Annotated in this window: 16 protein-coding genes and 1 riboswitch; of the genes, 9 read left to right on the top strand and 7 right to left on the bottom strand. The window is 42.3% G+C overall.

Translation table 11 applies throughout. The annotated features are described in order from the left end of the window. Positions 1-321 precede the first annotated feature (321 nt). The gene (locus tag HII16_RS13915; protein WP_169131011.1) at positions 322-2,016 is read left to right on the top strand and encodes a SufS family cysteine desulfurase; all 1,695 of its coding nucleotides are present in this window, start codon (positions 322-324) and stop codon (positions 2,014-2,016) included. Between the two features lie 75 nt (positions 2,017-2,091). Continuing rightward, positions 2,092-2,475, top strand: coding sequence for a VOC family protein (locus HII16_RS13910; protein ID WP_169131009.1), 384 nt, complete (start codon positions 2,092-2,094; stop codon positions 2,473-2,475). A gap of 38 nt (positions 2,476-2,513) precedes the next feature. Here the strand turns inward: HII16_RS13910 and HII16_RS13905 are convergent, their stop codons facing one another. Beyond that, positions 2,514-3,260: an ElyC/SanA/YdcF family protein gene (locus tag HII16_RS13905; RefSeq protein ID WP_169131007.1), complete on the bottom strand. Its 747-nt coding sequence runs from the start codon at positions 3,258-3,260 to the stop codon at positions 2,514-2,516. A 208-nt stretch (positions 3,261-3,468) separates the two neighbouring features. Then, positions 3,469-3,643, top strand: a riboswitch (Lysine riboswitch). 145 nt (positions 3,644-3,788) lie between these two features. On the opposite strand from HII16_RS13905, the gene lysC reads away from it, so the two are divergent. Further along, positions 3,789-5,129 (top strand): lysine-sensitive aspartokinase 3, encoded by a 1,341-nt coding sequence (lysC, locus tag HII16_RS13900; RefSeq protein WP_169131004.1) that lies wholly within the window; start codon positions 3,789-3,791, stop codon positions 5,127-5,129. Positions 5,130-5,333: 204 nt separating this feature from the next. Here lysC and HII16_RS13895 read toward each other — a convergent pair whose 3' ends face one another. Beyond that, positions 5,334-5,813, bottom strand: coding sequence for a glutathione peroxidase (locus tag HII16_RS13895; RefSeq protein WP_169131002.1), 480 nt, complete (start codon positions 5,811-5,813; stop codon positions 5,334-5,336). A 130-nt stretch (positions 5,814-5,943) separates the two neighbouring features. On the opposite strand from HII16_RS13895, the gene HII16_RS13890 reads away from it, so the two are divergent. After that, on the top strand, positions 5,944-6,813 hold the full coding sequence (locus HII16_RS13890; RefSeq protein WP_169131000.1) for an NAD(P)-dependent oxidoreductase: 870 nt from the start codon (positions 5,944-5,946) through the stop codon (positions 6,811-6,813). Positions 6,814-6,951: 138 nt separating this feature from the next. On the opposite strand, the gene sbcB is transcribed toward HII16_RS13890, so the two are convergent. Further along, complete coding sequence (sbcB, locus tag HII16_RS13885; protein ID WP_169130998.1) at positions 6,952-8,397, bottom strand: exodeoxyribonuclease I; 1,446 nt, start codon at positions 8,395-8,397, stop codon at positions 6,952-6,954. Positions 8,398-8,735: 338 nt separating this feature from the next. Between sbcB and HII16_RS13880 the strand changes: the two genes are divergently transcribed. Further along, positions 8,736-11,360, top strand: coding sequence for a reprolysin-like metallopeptidase (locus HII16_RS13880; RefSeq protein WP_169130996.1), 2,625 nt, complete (start codon positions 8,736-8,738; stop codon positions 11,358-11,360). A 313-nt stretch (positions 11,361-11,673) separates the two neighbouring features. Beyond that, the gene (locus tag HII16_RS13875; RefSeq protein ID WP_211183522.1) at positions 11,674-12,981 is read left to right on the top strand and encodes an MFS transporter; all 1,308 of its coding nucleotides are present in this window, start codon (positions 11,674-11,676) and stop codon (positions 12,979-12,981) included. A 166-nt stretch (positions 12,982-13,147) separates the two neighbouring features. Here the strand turns inward: HII16_RS13875 and HII16_RS13870 are convergent, their stop codons facing one another. The 3 genes from HII16_RS13870 to sthA form a co-directional block, all read right to left on the bottom strand. After that, a complete protein-coding gene (locus tag HII16_RS13870) occupies positions 13,148-15,067 on the bottom strand; it encodes a monovalent cation:proton antiporter-2 (CPA2) family protein (protein WP_169130994.1) in 1,920 nt (639 codons plus the stop codon). Further along, entirely contained in the window at positions 15,064-15,696 is a 633-nt protein-coding gene (locus HII16_RS13865) for an NAD(P)H-dependent oxidoreductase (protein ID WP_169130992.1), read from the bottom strand. The genes HII16_RS13870 and HII16_RS13865 overlap by 4 nt, the downstream gene beginning before the upstream one ends. Positions 15,697-16,043: 347 nt before the next feature. Beyond that, a complete protein-coding gene (sthA, locus tag HII16_RS13860) occupies positions 16,044-17,465 on the bottom strand; it encodes a Si-specific NAD(P)(+) transhydrogenase (protein WP_169130990.1) in 1,422 nt (473 codons plus the stop codon). Between the two features lie 352 nt (positions 17,466-17,817). Between sthA and HII16_RS13855 the strand changes: the two genes are divergently transcribed. Then, positions 17,818-18,933, top strand: coding sequence for an S-(hydroxymethyl)glutathione dehydrogenase/class III alcohol dehydrogenase (locus tag HII16_RS13855; RefSeq protein WP_169130988.1), 1,116 nt, complete (start codon positions 17,818-17,820; stop codon positions 18,931-18,933). A 3-nt stretch (positions 18,934-18,936) separates the two neighbouring features. Continuing rightward, positions 18,937-19,782 carry an S-formylglutathione hydrolase gene (gene fghA, locus HII16_RS13850; RefSeq protein WP_169130986.1) on the top strand — a complete coding sequence of 282 codons (846 nt, stop codon included), beginning with the start codon at positions 18,937-18,939 and terminating at the stop codon, positions 19,780-19,782. 52 nt (positions 19,783-19,834) lie between these two features. Here fghA and HII16_RS13845 read toward each other — a convergent pair whose 3' ends face one another. Next, the gene (locus tag HII16_RS13845; protein ID WP_169130984.1) at positions 19,835-20,506 is read right to left on the bottom strand and encodes a DUF2982 domain-containing protein; all 672 of its coding nucleotides are present in this window, start codon (positions 20,504-20,506) and stop codon (positions 19,835-19,837) included. 123 nt (positions 20,507-20,629) lie between these two features. On the opposite strand from HII16_RS13845, the gene HII16_RS13840 reads away from it, so the two are divergent. Next, positions 20,630-20,974 (top strand): hypothetical protein, encoded by a 345-nt coding sequence (locus HII16_RS13840; RefSeq protein ID WP_135437152.1) that lies wholly within the window; start codon positions 20,630-20,632, stop codon positions 20,972-20,974.

Here is a 20,974-nt window from a genome sequence, read left to right as displayed (position 1 = left end):
GTTCGAAGTGAACCAAGAGAATAATGACATACTGTTCCTTAATATTACATTTCATAAAACGTTATTTAATCGCTCGTCTACAGCGTTTGAACGGTGCGACTAACCAGACTTGTGTTTTGGCTTTATATTTAATTTCGCATTCGAAAACAGCATATTAACGCCAGAATAAATATCTCCGTCTGGACTGTATAGCATAGTCAAGGATCCTTTGCTTTGCGTATAAATGAATTAAAAAACTTATTGCAAAGATTCTGTTAACGATAAGAAGTTCTGCGTTATAATCCTGTAATCATGTTTCATAGCGTATTGTCAGCCAAGTTAATGACGTCATTTAATGTTGCCGAATTTAGAAAAAAGTTTCCTCTTATAGAAATGCTAGAGCGCAAACATCAAAGTATCTACTTTGATAACGCTGCGACTACGCAAAAATTCGACGCTGTCATTGATGCCGCAAAAACATATTACGCGACGCAAAATGCCAATGTGCATCGTGGCTCTCATATGTTAAGTGCACAAGCCACAGTCGCTTATGAACTTGCTCGAGAAAATGTCAGGCAATTTATTCATGGCAAAGACGTGGCGGAGATCATTTGGAGCAAAGGCACAACCGAAGCCATTAATATGGTGGCAAGTAGCCTCGGCGAACAGATTGTCGAGCGTGGTGATGATATTGTTGTTTCTGCCGCAGAGCATCACGCTAATATTGTTTGTTGGCAACAACTGGCGCTAAAAAAAGGTGCTAATTTAGTGGTGCTTCCTGTTAATAAACAAGGCATCATTGATATTGCACAAGCAACGTGTTTGATCACCGATAAGTGTAGAATCCTTGCCGTCCATCACATTTCAAATGTTGTCGGAAAGATAAACGACATCAAGACGTTAATTGACATTGGTCATCAACATGGTGCCAAGGTATTAATAGATGGTGCTCAGGCCATTGCCCATGTTAACGTTGATGTACAACAGCTAAACTGTGACTTCTATGTGTTCTCTGGACATAAATTGTTTGCGCCAACAGGCATTGGTGTCTTGTATGGTAAACGCGAGCTACTCGAGAGTATGCCGCCGTATCAATTTGGCGGCGAGATGATCAAACAGGTGTCATTCAAACAGACAACATTTAATGAACTGCCACACAAATTTGAAGCGGGCACGCCGAATATTGCCGGTGTACTGGGCTTATCAACCGCGATAACAGAGCTTGGTCATAGCCAAAATTTCACTGATTATGAATCTCAACTTGCTGTTTATCTGCATCAGCAATTGACCAGCTTGGCAAAGCTCACGCCATTATTTGCAGACGCACCTGATATTCCTTTATTAAGCTTTGTTATCGATGGTATACATCATCAGGATGTCGCCAGCTTTCTCGACAGTAAAGGCATTGCGGTGAGAGCGGGGCATCATTGTGCTATGCCATTGTTGGCGGGGATGGGCTTGCAAGGATCCGTTCGCGTGTCGCTTGCACCGTATAATAGTATGTCTGAAATAGATCGTTTATTGGCCGCGTTAAAGGCGTGTATTGAAGCCGATGGCAACTTACAACAAGCAGACAGTAGCGATGTGGATTGGACTAAAACAGATACTAAGTCGTCCGTGACGCATGATAAACCGTTTGATTTTGTTAGCGAAGCAGATGTGTTGGCAGAGTTTAGCGACGCAAATTCTTGGGATAAAAAGCATCGAGTGATTATGCTATTGTCTAAACGACTGCATCGTTTAGATAAACAGCGTCGCAGTGATGATATATTAATTTCTGGTTGTGAAAGCAATGCTTGGTTAGACGTCGTTAAGTATAACGATCGCTTTTATTTTATTGGTGATAGTGATGCTCGGCTAATACGTGGTCTTATGGTGGTGATTTTAAGCCAATTTCAAGGTAAGACCGCCGTACAAATTCAAAAAACTAAGGTGCCAGAGTTTTTTCAAAGCTTAGGGTTGATGCAACACTTAAGTCCATCACGGGGTAATGGTGTGCGAGCAATTGTTGACAGCGTCTATACCTTAATAGGTTAAGTTACTGGTTGGCAAAACGACAGATTGGTTAAAACCTAGATCCATTAAAACAAAGATACGTTATAAGGAAAACAGATGAGTTTACATATTAACGCCATCGGCCAGGTTGCGATTTGTTGTACTGATATAAACGCGGCAAGAGCGTTTTACCAAGATATCATGGGACTACCGCTGTTGTTTGATGCCGGTGAAAACTTATCGTTTTACCAATTAAACGATATTCGATTGATGCTCACCACATTACAAGGCGAAGAACGCGACCATCATACCTCGGTGATTTACTACAAAGTCGATGATATAGAGCAAGCATTTGCGCATTTGCAACAGCACAATGTCGCTATAGAGCGAGCCCCAGCCTTAGCCGCCACCATGTCAGATCATCAACTGTGGATCGGCTTTATTCGCGATCCAAGTGACAATCTAGTGGGTATTATGAGCGAAAAACCTCTTAGTGATTAATCTGTAGCTTTGAACGGGCGCGCCGTACCGTCAGTGTGTTATGACTTAAGCCATTGCCATATCTGACCGAAAAACTCGTAAAAAAACGTCTCGGTTTTATGCAATTGATTGGCGTCAGGAAAGTAGTCCTGCCAATTTAGAGGACCTTGTTTAACAAAGTAACCGGTAGGAGCAGCGATAGGGGTCAAACCTTGTTGCTCAAAATAGGTCATTGCTCTCGGCATATGATTGGCATTGGTGACAAGGGCAAAATGGGTGTTGGTTAACCGCGGCATTAATAACATCGCTTCGTCTTCGGTATCTTTAGCTTGGTCATTAGTGATTATGTCACCACTAAACCCTAATTCAATCAGAGCTTGTTTCACCTTTTGTGCATTGCTGGTGCTATCATAAAATGCCGCACCGGAGGTAATGATGGTTGCTTCTGGGTGCAAGTTGGCGACACGCATGCCTTCAACCATACGTTGCAATGAGCAGATTTGTAATTGTTGCGAGGCGCCAAGTGTGTCGTCACTGGTATGCCCGCAACCTAAGATGACAATATAGTCTAAACGTTGTTGCTGCTGGCTAAAGGTTGGATAGCGTTGCTCGTAAGGGGCTATGAGTGAGTTGCTGACACCAATAAAGGAAAACCCGAACAAAAACAACGTGGCAAGAAATAAACTAACGCGAGCAACATGTCGTCGACTATGAAACAAAAGCAACGCTAACAGCATCAAAAATAAAATTAAGATCATTGGTTGCAGTAATTGACCAATAAGTTTTTTTAGTAAAAACCAATCCATGAAAAGCCCATCAAAAATTTATTTTTAGCATAACCGAAATTTTGATAAAGCACCTAAGTAAATCTCGCTAATTGCCTAACAACTCGAAGAAAAATTGCAAAAATATGTTAATTTTGCAGATTTTTAGTCGATACCATATTGCTTTTGTATCGCCCTTGCGGTTTAATAGCTTGCGTTGCTGTAGAGTTATTACTCAAATTATCTACACAACACCAGAAGAGGTAGCATTAGCCAGGTAAATGATTTGAAGCACCATCAGCTTATGACAATCATTGAGGGGGACTAATGCCGAGGGTGTTACTTTAGGTGGTTAAAGTACATTCGGTCATTACGGTTGAATCCTGATGACTGTCACCAATAGATGGTGGAGAGCTTCTGGCTGAAAACGTCAAGATTCCTATTCCTTGCTTATCAGTCATGCTCTTCCTTATGTAGTTTATAAACAGCGCCAATTGCTTTAGAAGTCTGTTATTGTATTAAAAAACTGACGTTGCAATAGGGTGTTCTGTTAATTAGGGAGAATTTCAAATGTTAAATGTTGCCAAGTTTGGCGGTACCAGTGTTGCCGATTACGATGCTATGTTGCGCTGCGCCAACATCATCAAAGATAACCAAAGCACCAAAGTTGTTGTGGTATCAGCCAGTGCTGGAGTTACCAATCATTTAGTGACTTTGTCGCAACAATTACTATCGCACCAAGAGCAGCAAGACATCATTAATCAAATTCGCGGTATTCAATACAATATTACGCAACAATTATCAGCAGAGTTGCAATTAAATCGTCAAATTGACGAGGTGTTAGAGCACTTAACGGCACTTGTTGAGCAACAAAATACAGTGCAAACAGCAAAAACCACGGATTCTATTTTGGCCTGTGGTGAGCGCATGAGCTCGATTTTGTTTGCCGAAGTTCTGCGCAGTATTGGCGTTAATGGTTTGACCTTTGATGTTCGTCAAGTAATGCGTACTAACAGTCTATACGGTAAAGCTGTGGTTGATATTGAGGCATTGGCGTTAAATTGTGAGCAGCAATTGTTGCCGTTATTGCAACAGCATGTAATTGTTACACAAGGATTTATCGGTCAAGACGGATTAGGCAATACGACAACGTTAGGGCGAGGTGGTTCAGACTATTCGGCGGCACTATTAGCAGAAGCATGTCAGGCAGATGACTTATTGATATGGACCGATGTGGTAGGTATTTTTACCACCGATCCACGCATAGCCAGCTCGGCTCGTGCCATACCTGAAATCAGTTTTGGTGAAGCGGCGGAAATGGCAACCTTTGGCGCCAAAATTCTCCATCCTGCAACCTTGATCCCTGCGATGCGATCGGACATTCCTGTGTTTGTTGGTTCATCTCGTGAACCGCAAGCCGGTGGCACGCAAATCCGTCAACATGTTGAATCAAAACCAACCTATCGTGCGATTGCACTGCGCAAAGAACAAACATTGGTTACCGTAAAGAGTCCAGCGATGTTACATGCCAGTGGTTTTTTGGCGCAAGTATTTGCGATATTGGCTAAGCATGAGTTAAGTGTCGACTTGATCACCACGTCAGAAATTTCAGTAGCCTTAACATTTGATAACCCACCAGGTTCTACCCAAGCTTTGATTAATCAGCAAGTGTTAGAAGAACTTGAGCAGTTGTGTGAGGTTACCGTAGAACATGGGCTGTCGCTAGTGGCCATTGTTGGCAATAATTTACAATCGACGACACAACTAGGCAGTAACGTGTTTAACCACATTGAAGATGTCAGCGTGCGCATGATTTGTCATGGCGCAAGCGCCAATAACCTGTGTTTCTTGGTTGCAGAAAACGATGCAAATCAAGTGGTTGAAACCCTACACGACAAATTGTTTATGTAAGGCAAAGCGTTTCTACAACTGAGCTAATCTCATGTAGAGTAGAGCCTATGCTAAATAATGAGCTTTAACTTTAATAAATAAACGCCTCACAAAGTGAGGCGTTTTTTGGGTTTTGCTTGGCTTTCTTTTGCGTAAGCTGCTGTCAATTGTTAACGAGCCATAGAGCAGTGCTCAAAAAAATGCTTAAAATAATGAGTAGGGCATCTATAGTAGTTGCTCAATATCTTTGGCAATCTTTTCAGGCTTAACAATCGAACCATAACGTTTGATCACCTCGCCTTGGCGATTGACCAGGAACTTAGTGAAATTCCATTTAATCTTTTTGCTGCCTAAAATACCTTTCGCCTGTTGCGTCAAATAATCAAACAAGGGGTCTGCTTTGTCACCATTGACATCGACTTTGGCAAATAAATCAAAGTTAATATGAAAATTTAAATCACAAAAATTGCGAATTTCATCGTCTGAGCCTTTTTCCTGTTCACCAAATTGATTACAAGGAAAAGCCAATACCGCTAAACCATTGTCTTTATAGGCCTGATAGAGATTCTCAAGACCGTCATATTGCGGGGTAAAACCACATGCGCTAGCGGTGTTGACGATCAAAAGTACTTTGTTCTGATAATTTAATAACGGGACGGTTTCGCCTTTATTATTGGTAACACTAAAATCGTATAATTGACTCATATTTTTATTGTTGTCTGATCACTGTTTCAATTACACTAGCACACTCGTGCGTATTTATCATTGACATATAAACAACTGATAAAGCTTAACGCGCTTTGTTCAAACCTGAATATCATGTAAGAGAAAAACTATGAAAAACGTTGCCTTTATTGGTCTTGGCGTCATGGGCTATCCAATGGCAGGTCACCTGCAAAACAACGGTTATAACGTGACTGTATATAACCGCACGACAGCCAAAGCACAACAGTGGACAGAACAATACGGGGGTAAATTTGCAAATACACCTAAGTCTGCCAGTGAGCAGGCCGATATTGTCTTTGTTTGCGTCGGTAATGATGATGATGTACGTCAAGTGGTATTGGGCAGCGACGGCGTTCTAGCTGGTCTGCAACAAGGCGCTATCTTAGTCGATCACACCACTGCATCGGCAGAATTAGCTCGAGAGTTGTCTGCAGCGGCAAAACAGCAAGGTGTCGAATTTATAGATGCGCCGGTTTCGGGAGGTCAGGCTGGTGCAGAAAATGGCCAGTTAACGGTAATGTGTGGCGGTGAGAAACAGGTGTTTGAACAAGCGCAGCCGGTTATGGCGTCATTCGCCAAATTTAGCCAGTTAATGGGGCCAGTAGGTAATGGTCAAATTGCTAAGATGGCCAATCAAATTTGCATTGCAGGTGTGGTACAAGGCTTAAGTGAAGCGCTAAATTTTGCCCAACGAGCAGGTTTGGATGCGGATACCTTGGTTGAAACCATTTCTAAAGGCGCTGCTGGTAGCTGGCAAATGGAAAATCGCTATAAAACCATGTATTCCGGCGAATATGAATTTGGCTTTGCCGTAGACTGGATGCGCAAAGATTTGTCTATCGCATTTGCAGAAGCGCAGAAACACAATGCTCAGTTACCGATGACAAAAATGGTCGATGGCTTTTATCAACAAGTGCAAGACATGGGTGGTAATCGGTGGGATACATCAAGCTTGATAGCATTACTTAAAGATAAATAATATCAACAATAAAAAAGGCAGCTTAGAGCTGCCTTTTTTATTTAAACACGCCACGAGCTTGATACATCTCGACAATGTAGATCTAAACAATTAACTCTAAATAATAAGGCTCGTAGCTTGAGGTATCAATTTGCCAGATTAACCTTGTACATACTGATAGAGCGCTTTTAATATCTCTATTTTGCCACTATCGCTTTCATGCTCATGCACTAGGTTCTCAATTTCAATCATATATTCGTCAAGGCTTAAGCCATTTTCACCCAACTGCAGTTTGTTCTGACAATACAACTGCCATTTTTGTTGTTCTTCTGCGGACAAAGTCCAAGGGTAATTACGAGCGCGATAACGGAACAGCAAGGTATCGAGTCGTTCATCGGCAAAATTGAAAGGGTAACTGCCTAATTGCTCCGCTGGCATATGCAGAATTTCATTCATCTTTTCACGATCACCGGCAGAGAAAAAGCTGCCAGAATATAAGGCGTATTCCGGATCGTCTTTTACGCCGTCAAAATCTCGAACAAAGACCTGTTGTAACTTATCTTTGATCTCTTCTGCGTGTTGTTTAATGTGTTTATAATTTTCTAAACAGGCTTCTCTGTCGATACCGATTAACGCTGCACGCTCCGGTGTTAATACTTTGGCTGGTGCCACAGCAGGACATTTATTAATGTGCACTTGTTTTAGCCCAACAGGCAATTTGCCTTCAGCCTTTAAGTCATCATGACGAGTGTATAAACGCTCTTTGATCTGTTCAGCATCAAGTTCTAATAATGGCGAGATATCCTTAGATAAATCGATACAACTGATGGCGTTTTTATTTACTGGGTCGACATCGATTGGCATAAACCAGCTGGTGTTACGCTGATCTCGAGCGATTTTGCCTGAGGTGTGCAGAAAAGGTGCCATCTCATAGACATTGATATGCTCGGCACATTTATGCTTGGTTCTGATAGAAAAAATGAAATTATACAGCTTAGGCTGCTTTTCTTTGATGAGTTTAGCAAAAGCAATCGTCGCATAGACATCGCTCATCGCGTCATGGGCTGCTTCGTGGCTAATGCCATTCGCTGCGGTCAATAACTCGAGTCGAAAACTGACCTTGCCGTCATCACCAACTGGCCATTCTATGCCTTCTGGTGCAAGCGCGTAACACATGCGTGCCATGTCAATAATGTCCCAACGACTGTTATTGTTTTTCCATTCGCGGGCATACGGGTCATAGAAATTGCGATAAAACAGATAACGAGATACTTCGTCATCAAAACGAATCGAGTTATAACCAACCACACAGGTATTGGCTACGCTAAAGAGTTGATGAATACGTTTCGCAAACTCCGCCTCGCTTACGCCGTCACGTTGCGCTTTCTGCGGTGTGATCCCTGTGACCAAACAGGCAACTGGGTTAGGCAAGTAATCTGCTGGCGGTTGGCAGTAAAATACTTCAGGCTCACCAATAATGTTTAAATCAAGATCGGTACGAATGGCGGCAAATTGCGATGGCTTATCGAGTTTAGGCGATACGCCCCATGTTTCATAGTCATGGAAAAGCAGGGTTGGCTGAGATTGCTCGGGTACTGTTTGCATCGGTTGTTATAACTTGTTGGTTTATCATTATTGTTTTTGTCCGTTGGATGGTAACCAACGTAAATGCTGAGTTGTAACTCTATCATACTGTCTATTTAAAATCGCTAATTAAGGCTTGCTTTTTAACGAGTCAATGTTGATCTGCGACAGGTTAACCCACCGACCATTTTATAATGTCTAAACGATTGAATAATAACAGGTTTAAATAATAGTCTGCTCTGCACTTTGTGTTATACGCGGCTTTGGCCAATACTTGAATAACAAGAAGGCTCAAATATTTGAGCTTTTTTAAAGCAAGTTGTATCCATTTTCTCGTGTTATTTTGCTTGTAGAACTCTATGTCATTTAAAAAAAATAATTGTGCCATTGTGTTTGTTGTATTCTTTTCAATAAATGTATTCGCAGCCAGCGACACTGGACCCGTTTGGGTTGAACAAACATCGGCAAAAGCAGAACTTGCTGAAGCAACCGATAGTCGTGTTTATCAGCTGTCTCTACATCAATCAAGCCTGTCAATTCATGCTGATGCTGTGTTTAGTGTGCCGTTAATAAATGGCGCTATTGTCGATGTCCGTTTGAAATCGAATAGGCTGATACCGGCAAATTTGCAACAAAAATATCCTGATATTCGCAGTTTCGATGCGGTCAATATCAAAACCGGTGTCAAACTTGGTTCAATAACCCAAAGCCCCAATGGTTTGTACGCAACCCTTCGTCACCAAGGCCAGACAACCTATATAGATCCGATGCAACAGGCGGGTTACTACCGAGTCAGCGAAAAACGTAACGGTGCCAAGACATCGAGTTTGATCAAAGATGAAATGCTACGCAATAAAGTAGGCGTTGATGCCGCTCTTGCCGCTAAAGACAGTCTAGAACCGGTCAATAAAACCTATCGAATTGCCTTTGCCACAACATCTGAATACAGCGCTTATTTTGGCAACAGTAAGCAACAAGTGTTGGTCGCTATTGTCAATTTAGTGAGTCGTATAAATGAGATCTACAGCCGTGAATTAGCGGTCGATTTTGTCTTATCTGAGCGTATCGATAACGGTTTCTATATTGCGCCAGAAGATCAAGCGGGAAACTACGATCATAGCCATGATCCTTTTGAAAATGACGATGGCGATGTCTACGAAAACCCTAAAGTATTAGCCACTATGGTTGGTAATCAATATTTTGATATTGGTCATGTTCTAACAACCAGCGCAGGTGGTTTAGCAGGGGTAGGAGTGGTTTGTGATAATGACTTGTTTAGTTTATCTGATCACGATGTAGGCGCTTGGAAGGCGGTTGGGGTGAGCGGCTACAATAACCCGAGCTTAGACAGTTTTTATATCGATTTTGTTGCCCACGAGTTGGCACATCAGTTAGGGGCTGAACATAGCTTTAATAGTTTGAGTGGTTCATGCTCTGGTAATCGTTATTCACAATCAGCCTATGAACCAGGCAGTGGCTCTACCATTATGTCTTATGCGGGTATTTGTGATGATACCAACTTACAGCAAAATTCAGATGATTACTTTCACGTTAATTCGATTTTGGAAATACGCCAATATTTGACAGATGATCCATATGATATTGGCAACAGTTGCGGCGTTGATTGGCAACAAAGCAATAACCAACCTGAACTACAAGTCGCATCTAGTTTTGTGATCCCCAAACAAACCCCGTTTATGATAGAGGCGCAAGCGAGCGACGCTGATGGCGATTTAATCACCTATGGCTTCGAACAATTTGATTTAGGCAATGGGTCATTTGACCGAGATGGTATGAAAGATGACGGTTCTCGACCAATTTTTCGTTCGATTGAGCCGTCGGCGCTGTCATACCGTTATTTTCCATCGCTGTTAAGCATTACCAGCAATACCTTGATGGTTGGTGAAAGTTACCCAACTACTCGCCGCGCGTTAAATTTTAAAGTGACAGCACGTGATCAACGTGGTGGCGTTGCCATTGAGGATATCCAGGTTCGAGTCGATAATAATGCAGGCCCGTTTACAATTGATATGCCAAACGCGTCAACCGTGTTGAGTGATGAAGGAGAGACACCTGTACAATGGCAAGTTGCAAACACCGATCAGGGTGAGGTGCAATGCAAGCAAGTGAATATTCTATTTTCTGCCAATGGTGGTAATAGTTTTGACTACCTTCTCGCACGTGATACAGCCAATGATGGTAGTGAAATGGTGATCGTGCCAAACATTAATACTGACCAAGCACACATTAAAGTCGCTTGTTCAACGCCATCATTCTTTGCCTTGTCGAAAGCGTTCACCTTATCAAATTCTTCAGCGCGCAATGACGTGCCAGAAATTATTGGTCAAAAGAAAATAACTATTATTGAAGATCAATCAATTGAAATCGATCTCAATGATTTATACGTGCAAGATGCGGACAATTCTTACCCACAACAATTTACCTTAACCATATTAGCGGGCGATGTTTATAGCGTGGACAACAATAATATCACGTTTAACGAACATGTTAATGGCTATGTAACCATTACCGTAAAAGTAAACGATGGTCAGGAAGATAGCCCAACGTATCCGATCAGTGTCTACATCCAACCGGTTAATGATATCCCTGTTGCCAATCAAGACAGCTACAGTATTGATAAAGACGTTAACAATATAAGTCTTAATGTGTTGGCGAATGATACCGATGCCGATATCGAAGCCGGTGAAAATGACGCGCTGCGAATCGTTTCATTTGATTATCAAGGACAAGGCGTTTTAGCGCCCGATAATGGCGAGTTCTTATATTCACCTGTGTCAGGTTTTAGTGGCACTGAAACGTTTACTTATACCATAGAAGACAATGCTGGCAGTCAGTCGACAGCGGCGGTGTCCATAAAGGTCGATGATGATGATTCTGGTGGCCGTTTTAGTTGGCAATTTATGCTGTGGCTATTAATGATATTGCTGGCTCGTCATTGGTTAATGTTAAAGGCTAAGGGCTAAGGGCTAAGGGCTAAAGGCTAAGAGCTAAGCGTTAACATTGTTATTTTTTAATCCCTCAATCATGTATGGTTGGGGGATTTTTACGTTTGTCGCCAAGGTTTTTGGCTTTCACATGGTCATCTGTCGCCATGTTTGCATTTACTTTAGCATCATAATTGCCGTTTATAACCAGTTTCTTTAATGAAAATAACCCTATGATGAATTTTTAATTGTGCGTAACGAATAAAAATAAATATTAAAAACGAATAATAAAACGCGCACAGCCTGAGGTACCAAACCGAAGGCAAATAAAAATTGTTATATGGGAGAGGTTATGACAACACGAGCGAGTGCTCTTGATATTATCAAGCAAGAGCCAATGAAACTAAGACAATGGTATATAGTCGCTATTTGCGTCGGTATATTGGCGCTTGATGGCTATGATGTATTGGCGATTGCTTTTGCCGCACCGGGTATGACAGCAGAATGGGGCTTATCGAAAGCGGTTCTCGGCATTATTTTGCCACTGGAATTAGTCGGTATGGCCTTAGGCTCAATCATTCTTGGCGCGATAGCGGATTCTCATGGGCGAAGACCGACCATGCTTATTGGTTTAGCTATCGTCACACTAGGTATGGCTGTCGCGGGCTTAGCACCGAATGTTTGGGTATTGGGCGCGGCAAGAGTCTTTACCGGTATCGGTATTGGTGGTTTGTTGGCAACGGCAACCGCGTCGTCATCGGATTATTGTAATAATAAGAACCGTTCTTTGGCGGTCACTCTGGTGGCTGGTGGATTTGCTTTTGGTGTCTATCTAGGGGCAACCTTTTTAGCACCGTTACTCAAAACATACGATTGGCGCATTACCTTTTACCTAGGCGCGGCAATGAGTCTATTGTTTATTCCGTTAGTCTACGCGCTTGTCCCTGAAAGCATCAGTTTTTTAGAACGTAAACGCCCAGATGGGGCACTATTACGTATTCAAAACATTATGGCTAATCTAAAACATTCCGTGCCATTAGCGTTACAAATCAGAGACTCACAATATTCAGAACCAGTAGGCGCGGCAAGCTTGTTTAAAGGTTCATTGATTTTCATTACCTGTATTTTAATTTTTGCCTATTTCGCCAATGTTGGTACCTATTACTACTTTGTAAAATGGTTACCTACCATAGTCTCAGACCTCGGTCATTCAGCATCTAGTGCGACTCAAGTGCTCGGTGTCATCAGTTTAGGTGGCGTCCTTGGCTCCGTCGGTATGGGGGTAATAGCAAGGTTTGTGGCGATAAAGCCACTGATGATTTTGTGTTTGATCGCTGCTGCAATAGGCGTAGCCAGTTTCCCTTACTTTACCGAGACTTTGTCGAGTATGAAACAAATCGGCTTTTTTACTGGTGCGTTTATCTTTGCAGCGATATCAGGGTTTTTCGGCTTGTTTGCGTCATCGTTTCCATCATCAGTGTTGGGATCTGGTTCTGGTTTAGTGTTAGGTATTGGTCGTGGAGGCGCGGTGTTAGGGCCTATGATCCCAGGCTTTCTATTTAATGCAGGATTTGAGCTGACAACCGTGGCGTTGATCATGGCATCAGGGTCATTTCTCGCGGGTATTACGGTTATGTTTTTACATAGACAAAAACCATAAAGCCAATCATGTTGCACTGCTAAAGCTAAAAGACCAATAAAGCTAATAGAGTTGAATCACTATTGGCTTTTTTGTGATTTGACCATTTCACATGATCTATATCAGTTACGCGTTACCGTGTTTTGTTTCGGCTGTGCCTCGATATTTCCTTTGTAAGCTACTGATTTTATTGCTTATCCAGTTCATCCTGATAATCTTTAGGAGGTGGTGTCCAACCACGTTCCGTAACATCATGATTTTCCATGCGATCATGCTTCATCGCTTTAATAATGTTGTCTTCAAACTCGATAAACAGTTGAATGAAGTCATTGCCATACTGTTCGCCTTCGCTGCGCTTTAACCAGTTTTCATATAAATGCCGAGATGCGTGCTCGTCAATATGAATGTAAGCATTGCGTTTTTGCTCGACATCAAACGGATGATGGCCCATTTCTCTTAGGGCTTGTGCGCCCATTTCCACCGCAGAATAGAATACCTCGGGAACGATGATATCTGCACCGGCTTGACTTAGCTCGTAGCTGTGACCTTTATCAAAGGCGCGGACTAATATTTTTACATGTGGGTAGGTATGTGTAACGTATTTGGTCAATTCAACGGCTTCTTCTTTGCGGTCTATGGCAATAACAAATAACCGCGCGGTTTCTAAGCCAGCGGTGTGCAAAAGCTCTGGACGAGTGGCGTCACCAAAATAGCTTTTGACGTTTATTTTGCGGATATTTTCGACTTGTGCAACCTCATAGTCCATAACAACGGTGGTGATATCATTGGAGATCATTAAGCGATTAACGATTTGACCAAAACGGCCAGCTCCGGCAATCACCACACAACCGCTGGTATCGATATCATCAAAATCTTCTGACTGATTGGCTTGCTGATAACGCGGTAAAATAACTTTATCGTAAAAAATAAACAGTAACGGTGTAAGAAACATCGATAGGGCAACAACCAACTGTAAGGTACTGGCAATATCGGCTGGTAGCACGTGGTTTTGTATCGAAAAGCTTAATAGTACGAAACCAAATTCACCGGCTTGAGCAAGACTCAATGCGACAAGCCAGGTATCCGATTTATGGATTTTAAAGGTTTTTGCCAGACCTGCTAAAATCGCCATTTTTAGCAACATCAAGGTCAATGTGATAGCAACAATGGTAAAAATATTATTGAATAACAAGCCAAAATTGATACCGGCGCCAACGGTAATAAAGAATAAGCCGAGTAGCAGCCCTTTAAAAGGCTCAATGTTACTTTCTAATTCGTGGCGAAACTCACTGTTGGCAAGAACAACACCCGCCAAAAATGTACCAAGTGCTGGTGATAATCCGACTAAGCTCATTAATGCCGCGATGCCTACCACCAATAACAATGCTGTAGCGACAAAAATTTCACGTAATCCAGATTTGGCCACGTAGTGAAATAGCGGTCGACTTAAATAGTAACCTCCGACGCAGACGCCGGTGATGCTGGCGAGTATGGTCAATGCATAAGCCCATCCGGGAAGGTGTGCCACCAAGCTGATCTCTTCATGGTGCTCTGCGGCTTGCTGCAATGATTGACTCGCTTGGACTAACTCAGGTAACGCAAGTAAAGGAATGAATGCTAACATTGGGATCACCGCGATATCTTGCATTAATAACACGGAAAACGCATTTTGACCGCCGATGGTTTTGGTTAAGCCTTTTTCACTGAAGGTTTGCAAGACAATCGCAGTCGATGATAAGGAGAACAATAAGCCAATGGCGAGCGATGTTTGCGCTTGTAAGGAAAAGATAAAATAGGCAATGGATGCTACAGCAAGGGTGGTTAAAACAACTTGCATACCGCCTAGGCCAATCAGTTTATTGCGCATCTGCCAAAGATTCTTAGGCTCGAGCTCTAAGCCAACCAAAAATAGCATCATCACCACACCAAATTCAGCAAAGTGTTGTATGGTAATGGTTTCTTGACCAACAATGCCTGTTAATGGACCGATAATGACACCGGCTATCAAATAACCGAGTACAGATCCTAACCCCAAGCGTTTTGCTAATGGTACAAAAATGACCGCTGCAACAAGATATATAAAACCTTGAATAAAATAACCTGTCATGACTTACCCTCACTATTTGGCGTTGCCATGGCGTCGATTAACGGGTTGATAATATTGACGCCGTTAAAGCGGTTAACGTCAAATGCACCTTGGTGGAGCTTTAATAAAAGGTTTTGCCATTGCTGTAAGTGTGGCGTTAATCGCTGTTCATCTTTGGCTTTTAAGCTGGAAAACAACATAAAGGGCGGTAAATAATGCATTTGTGTGAGTCGCGCCGTTTGCCTAAGAGGCTGCAATAATTCACGTATGGTGTAATGATTTAAGCCATCATGATTATAAGCATCCTCCTTGGCACCGGTTGTTATCGCACACATAAAGGTTTTTTCGCGCAAGGCGTTGCCGGTTGCACCATAAGCCCAACCCCATTCTAATACCAGATCTTGCCATTCCTTCAATATCGACGGGGTCGAATACCAATAAAATGGAAACTGGAAGATGATGACTTGATGCTCTTTAACACGTTGTTGCTCTTTGGAAATGTCGATGTTAAATCTGGGATACTCTGCATATAAGTCGACGGCAGTAACAAAATCTAACTCTTTTGCTTTTTTAAATATGGGTACATTGACGCTGGATTTTCGTTGCGAAGGATGGGCGAACAGTAATAATATCTTGTTGGATTTGTTCATGGCGTAAATTGAGCAACTCAACGTTAAAAAATTACACCTAATTATTGTTGTAAATCTTAATGTCCGCCACTGATGGGGTATTGGCCTGCCAGTTAGCGGCTAATAGGAAGTTTATTTAAGAGCAAACTGGAACGTCTGAAAGTAGGAAAGTTGTAAAGTAGGAAAAGAAGAAAGTAAGCAGAAGATAAGATAAAGACGTGTTTAGCTCTATAAAACAACAAAGCGCCGATAATCGGCGCTTTGTTGGCAGGTTATTAATTCGTGTTATTGACAAAAATTGATACCAATTTCGTCATTAAACGCAGTACATCATCAACGCAGCTTGCGTTCACGAGCTGACTAAAACATTAAAACAAACGATTTAATCCATTTAATGCGGCGACTCGAAATGCTTCGGCCATGGTCGGATAGTTAAAGGTGGTTTCAACAAAGTATTCGATATTGTTGCCGCCATTTTCCTGCTGCATGATCGCCTGACCAATGTGAATGATCTCCGCGGCATTTTCACCGAAACAATGGATACCGAGTATTTCTTTGGTTTCTCTGTGAAATAATATTTTCAATGAGCCAACTAAAGAGTTAGATATTTGGGCACGTGCCAAGTGTTTAAATTGAGCGCGTCCGACTTCATAAGGGATCTTCGCTTCGGTTAATTCCGACTCAGTTTTACCCACCGAGCTTATTTCTGGAATGGTATAAATACCGGTCGGGATATCGGCGATCAAACGGCTGGTCTTGCCTTTGTTGATAATTGCACCGGCGGCAAGACGACCTTGATCGTAGGCGGCACTTGCTAGGCTAGGGTAGCCAATGACATCACCGACAGCGTATATGCTATCTACCTTAGTTTGGTATACCTCATTGACGCTGACCTGGCCACGACCATCGGCGGTTAAGCCGGCAGCGTCTAAGTTTAGTTCAGCAGTATTACCGGTTCTACCATTGGCAAACAGTAAACAATCGGCTTTCATTTTTTTACCCGATTGCAAATGAACGATAACCGAACTATCGGTTGTTTCGACTTTTTCAATTTGCTCGCCATGACGAATCACGACACCGTTATTCCACAAGTGATAGCTCAGAGACTCTGACATTTCATCGTCCAAAAATGCTAATAATCGATCACGGGTGTTGATTAAATCGACCTTAACGTCGAGACCTCTAAATATACTGGCGTACTCACTGCCTATAACACCTGCGCCATAAATAATGATATGACGAGGATCATGAGTAAGCGACAATATGCTGTCAGAGTCGTAAACACGAGGATGCGAAAAGTCGACTTCTGGTGGATGATAAGGGCGAGACCCTGTAGCCACAATGATATTTTCCGCTGAAATGACTTCACAAGAGCCGTCTTCAAAACACACTTTTACGCTGTGTTCATCAACAAATTCAGCTTGACCATGAAATGTTGTAACACGATTGCGATTGTAAAAACCGGAACGCAAGCGCACTTGTTTATCGATAACCGATTGTGCATGGGACAATATATCCGGAAAGGTCAAATGTTTAGGTTGTTCCGCATCGGTAAACAAAGGATTTGAATTATATTGTATAAGTTGGCTGACAGATTGGCGCAAGGCTTTTGATGGGATTGTCCCCCAATGCGTACAGCCACCACCAACACGATTATAACGTTCGATAACGGCAACGGTTTTGTTGTGCTTTGCCAATTTCATCGCTGCACCTTCGCCACCAGGGCCTGTGCCTATAACAATGGCGTCATAATCATAACGTGTTATCTTATTTGAATCTGTTTGTGGCATGTTTAATGTATTTCCTGATATGTCAGCCTGAAACGGTTAATGGCGTTATTGTAAATTGCTGATTGTAAAAGTCTAATCATAAACAAAAAATCTGCGTAATTTTCGCTATTCATGACATCTATAGGTTTTTTATTAACCATAATACCCATGTTAGTCGTTATCTTGTTGCTTGTTAGGCAATAGGTTTGCTGTTGATGTGTCATCGGCGAGTGTTTAGTTTGGCTGATTTTGCTTGATATTGGTTAAAGATAAACGCTGCGATTTCACCATAAAGTCAGCTTATTTAATCGTACGAACCATGTTTATTCTACTAAGCTAGATAGGGTGAAATACATCATTATGGGGATAGTATATGAAAACCAGAGCTGCTGTAGCGTTTGCTGCCGGAAAACCATTGCAAGTTGTCGAAGTCGATTTACAAGGCCCGCAAGCCGGTGAAGTGCTTATCGAATTAAAAGCGACAGGCATATGCCACACCGACGCATTCACCCTGTCTGGAGATGATCCCGAGGGTGCCTTTCCTGCTATTTTAGGCCATGAGGGCGCGGGTGTTGTGGTTGATGTCGGTCTCGGTGTGACATCATTAAAGCCCGGTGATCATGTTATTCCGCTCTATACACCCGAATGTCGAGAATGTGATTTTTGCCTTCACCCTAAAACCAATTTGTGCCAGAAAATCCGTTCTACTCAAGGGCAAGGCTTGATGCCAGATGGCACCTCACGCTTTTCGTTAGATGGTCAACCGATTTTACATTATATGGGCTGCTCTACTTTTTCTAATTACACCGTGTTACCAGAGATAGCGGTTGCAAAAATCCGTAAAGATGCGCCATTTGATAAGGTCTGTTATATCGGCTGCGGGGTGACAACCGGCGTTGGTGCTGTGGCGTTTGATGCCAAAGTTGAACCCGGTAGCAATGTTGTCGTATTTGGTCTCGGCGGTATTGGCCTTAATGTCATTCAAGGCGCTAAAATGGTCGGCGCGAATAAAATAATTGGTGTCGACTTAAATGAAAACAAGGCCTCGTTAGCCAAGCATTTTGGCATGACTCATTTTATTAACCCAAGCAAAGTCGACAATGTCGTTGATGCCATTATCGAGCTAACTGACGGGGGAGCGGACTACTCATTTGAGTGCATTGGCAATGTGAATGTCATGCGCCAAGCGTTGGAGTGTTGTCACAAAGGTTGGGGTGAGTCTTGGATTATAGGCGTTGCCGGTGCAGGGCAAGAGATTGCAACCCGTCCGTTTCAATTAGTGACGGGCCGAAGTTGGCGTGGTAGTGCGTTTGGTGGCGCTCGCGGTCGCACCGATGTACCAAAAATTGTTGATTGGTATATGGACAATAAAATCAACATTGATGATCTGATTACTCATACAATGCCATTAGATGATATTAATAAAGCGTTCGATTTAATGCATCAAGGTAAATCGATACGATCCGTTGTTTTGTATGATGAGAAATAAGTTATGGAAAAACTAAGTGACATTAAATGCTTTTCGGGTCGGCAATTGCGCTATAAACACGACGCAGCAACACTAAATTGTGAGATGACGTTCTCGATCTTTTTACCTTCGCAAGCGACTCAAAAGTCTGTGCCGGTATTATATTGGCTGTCTGGGCTAACCTGCACCGATGAAAATTTTGTCACTAAGGCGGGCGCCCAGCAATTTGCCGAAAAATATCAGGTTGCTCTTGTTGCTGCCGATACCAGTCCTAGAGGCGACAATGTTAAGGATGACGAACAGGGCGCTTATGATTTTGGTTTAGGAGCGGGTTTTTATGTAAACGCGACGGAGCCAGAATACGCAGAACATTACAATATGTACGACTATATTGTTGATGAATTGCCGGCTTTGATTAATGCACATTTTCCCGTCGACGGAAATCGGGCTGCTATATTTGGCCATTCAATGGGAGGGCATGGGGCGATTACGATAGCCTTGAAAAACCGCGACAAATACACGAGTGTGTCGGCGTTTGCACCAATATGCAGTCCAATGCGTTGTCCTTGGGGACACAAAGCATTGGCGGGCTATTTAGGTGACAAGCAAGGTACGTGGCAGCAATATGACAGTTGCTATCTTATTGAGCACACTAATAAGGTATTGCCATTACTTATCGATCAGGGCACCGCGGATAATTTTTTAATTGAACAATTGAAACCTGAGTTATTGCAACAAGCGTGTGTAAAGGCAAATTACCCACTGCAACTGAGAATGCAACAAGGCTATGATCACAGCTATTTCTTTATTAGCAGTTTTATTGAGCAGCATATTGCCTTCCATGCTGAACATTTAAGCTCATTGGATTAAACCATTACACCATTAAACTATTGAGCCTAAGCAATACTCAATCACCGTGAGATTAGGCTTTTGTTGATGAATATCGCTGGCACTGCTGCAGCAACGCAATAAATGATGGCAATTCTCGATCGAAACTGTCTTGGGGTAAATACAAATGAAATCCATACGCAGATTGTAATACGGTACATTGATGTAAAAATGCCGCAATCGGGCCAGTAATTCGTTGCCCGTTAATTTTAAAAGGCTCAAAGCATATAATCGCTTGTTGTTGAGTTATTAGTTCGGCTTTTACTGCGGTGATAAGTAGATTCTTTTGTTCATGAATAAGCTTGTTCGCTAAACGAGGCGATATTGAATTTGCTAAGTGGCTAACATCAGATAAGGCAATGCCGACAAAGGGAAGATGCAGCGCTTGCATATGAAGCTGTACATTAATCTCGCCGACACGACGTATCGAGTGCCATGGTAAACGCCATTGACCCCATGAATGATGATAACTAAGCCATTCAGGTGTGATGGTATAACTGATTTTAGGCTGTAAATGTTTCAAATAACCGACTAAAAACACAATCAATGCCGCCATGTTAACTATGATCAATTGCAGTTTGTAGGCTTGCCAAAACAGCAGATCTAACAATAAACAAAAACCCAGTAACAAACTGCCGACTGTCATCAAAAACAGGCGGTTTCGTCGCGCTAGCGGATGGATATAGATTGTTTTGTCTTCGGTCATTTACGAATTCTTATTTATTTCATCACATTGTCACTTGCAATCTTGGCACTTTTTTCCATAGTTATAGTACCTTGTTTTGATTATGACGATACAAGGTATTGAAATGCAACCTCGGGAGTTATTATGCCACACGCAACATCAGGCAATGATATGTTCAAGCTAGAAGGGCGAACCATTGCCATTATTAGCTATTTAACCATTGTTGGTTGGGTGATCGCGTTGATTTTTCATGGGCAAAACCCGTCTCGTTTTTCGGCATTTCATTTACGCCAATCTCTGGGTATGTTTCTTACTTGGGTTATTTTAAGTTTTATACCGGTTATAGGCTGGGCACTTGCCATTCCATTATGGATTTTATGGGGTTTTGGCTTGTATTACGCCTGTTCCAATCAACTTACCTTTATTCCATTACTCGGCAAGCTGTTTGATGACAGTCTTAATAGCCTGATTCGACGTCGAGCCGTTTAA

The organism is Thalassotalea sp. Y01 (assembly GCF_012932945.1).
GTDB lineage: Bacteria > Pseudomonadota > Gammaproteobacteria > Enterobacterales > Alteromonadaceae > Thalassotalea_A.
This window is presented reverse-complemented; position numbering and strand designations above follow the sequence as displayed.

Coding starts and splice junctions, on each gene's coding strand:
- HII16_RS13915 (WP_169131011.1), top strand. CDS start 322: ATGACGTCATTTAATGTTGCCGAATTTAGAAAAAAGTTTCCTCTTATA.
- HII16_RS13910 (WP_169131009.1), top strand. CDS start 2,092: ATGAGTTTACATATTAACGCCATCGGCCAGGTTGCGATTTGTTGTACT.
- HII16_RS13905 (WP_169131007.1), bottom strand. CDS start 3,260: ATGGATTGGTTTTTACTAAAAAAACTTATTGGTCAATTACTGCAACCA.
- lysC (WP_169131004.1), top strand. CDS start 3,789: ATGTTAAATGTTGCCAAGTTTGGCGGTACCAGTGTTGCCGATTACGAT.
- HII16_RS13895 (WP_169131002.1), bottom strand. CDS start 5,813: ATGAGTCAATTATACGATTTTAGTGTTACCAATAATAAAGGCGAAACC.
- HII16_RS13890 (WP_169131000.1), top strand. CDS start 5,944: ATGAAAAACGTTGCCTTTATTGGTCTTGGCGTCATGGGCTATCCAATG.
- sbcB (WP_169130998.1), bottom strand. CDS start 8,397: ATGCAAACAGTACCCGAGCAATCTCAGCCAACCCTGCTTTTCCATGAC.
- HII16_RS13880 (WP_169130996.1), top strand. CDS start 8,736: ATGTCATTTAAAAAAAATAATTGTGCCATTGTGTTTGTTGTATTCTTT.
- HII16_RS13875 (WP_211183522.1), top strand. CDS start 11,674: ATGACAACACGAGCGAGTGCTCTTGATATTATCAAGCAAGAGCCAATG.
- HII16_RS13870 (WP_169130994.1), bottom strand. CDS start 15,067: ATGACAGGTTATTTTATTCAAGGTTTTATATATCTTGTTGCAGCGGTC.
- HII16_RS13865 (WP_169130992.1), bottom strand. CDS start 15,696: ATGAACAAATCCAACAAGATATTATTACTGTTCGCCCATCCTTCGCAA.
- sthA (WP_169130990.1), bottom strand. CDS start 17,465: ATGCCACAAACAGATTCAAATAAGATAACACGTTATGATTATGACGCC.
- HII16_RS13855 (WP_169130988.1), top strand. CDS start 17,818: ATGAAAACCAGAGCTGCTGTAGCGTTTGCTGCCGGAAAACCATTGCAA.
- fghA (WP_169130986.1), top strand. CDS start 18,937: ATGGAAAAACTAAGTGACATTAAATGCTTTTCGGGTCGGCAATTGCGC.
- HII16_RS13845 (WP_169130984.1), bottom strand. CDS start 20,506: ATGACCGAAGACAAAACAATCTATATCCATCCGCTAGCGCGACGAAAC.
- HII16_RS13840 (WP_135437152.1), top strand. CDS start 20,630: ATGCCACACGCAACATCAGGCAATGATATGTTCAAGCTAGAAGGGCGA.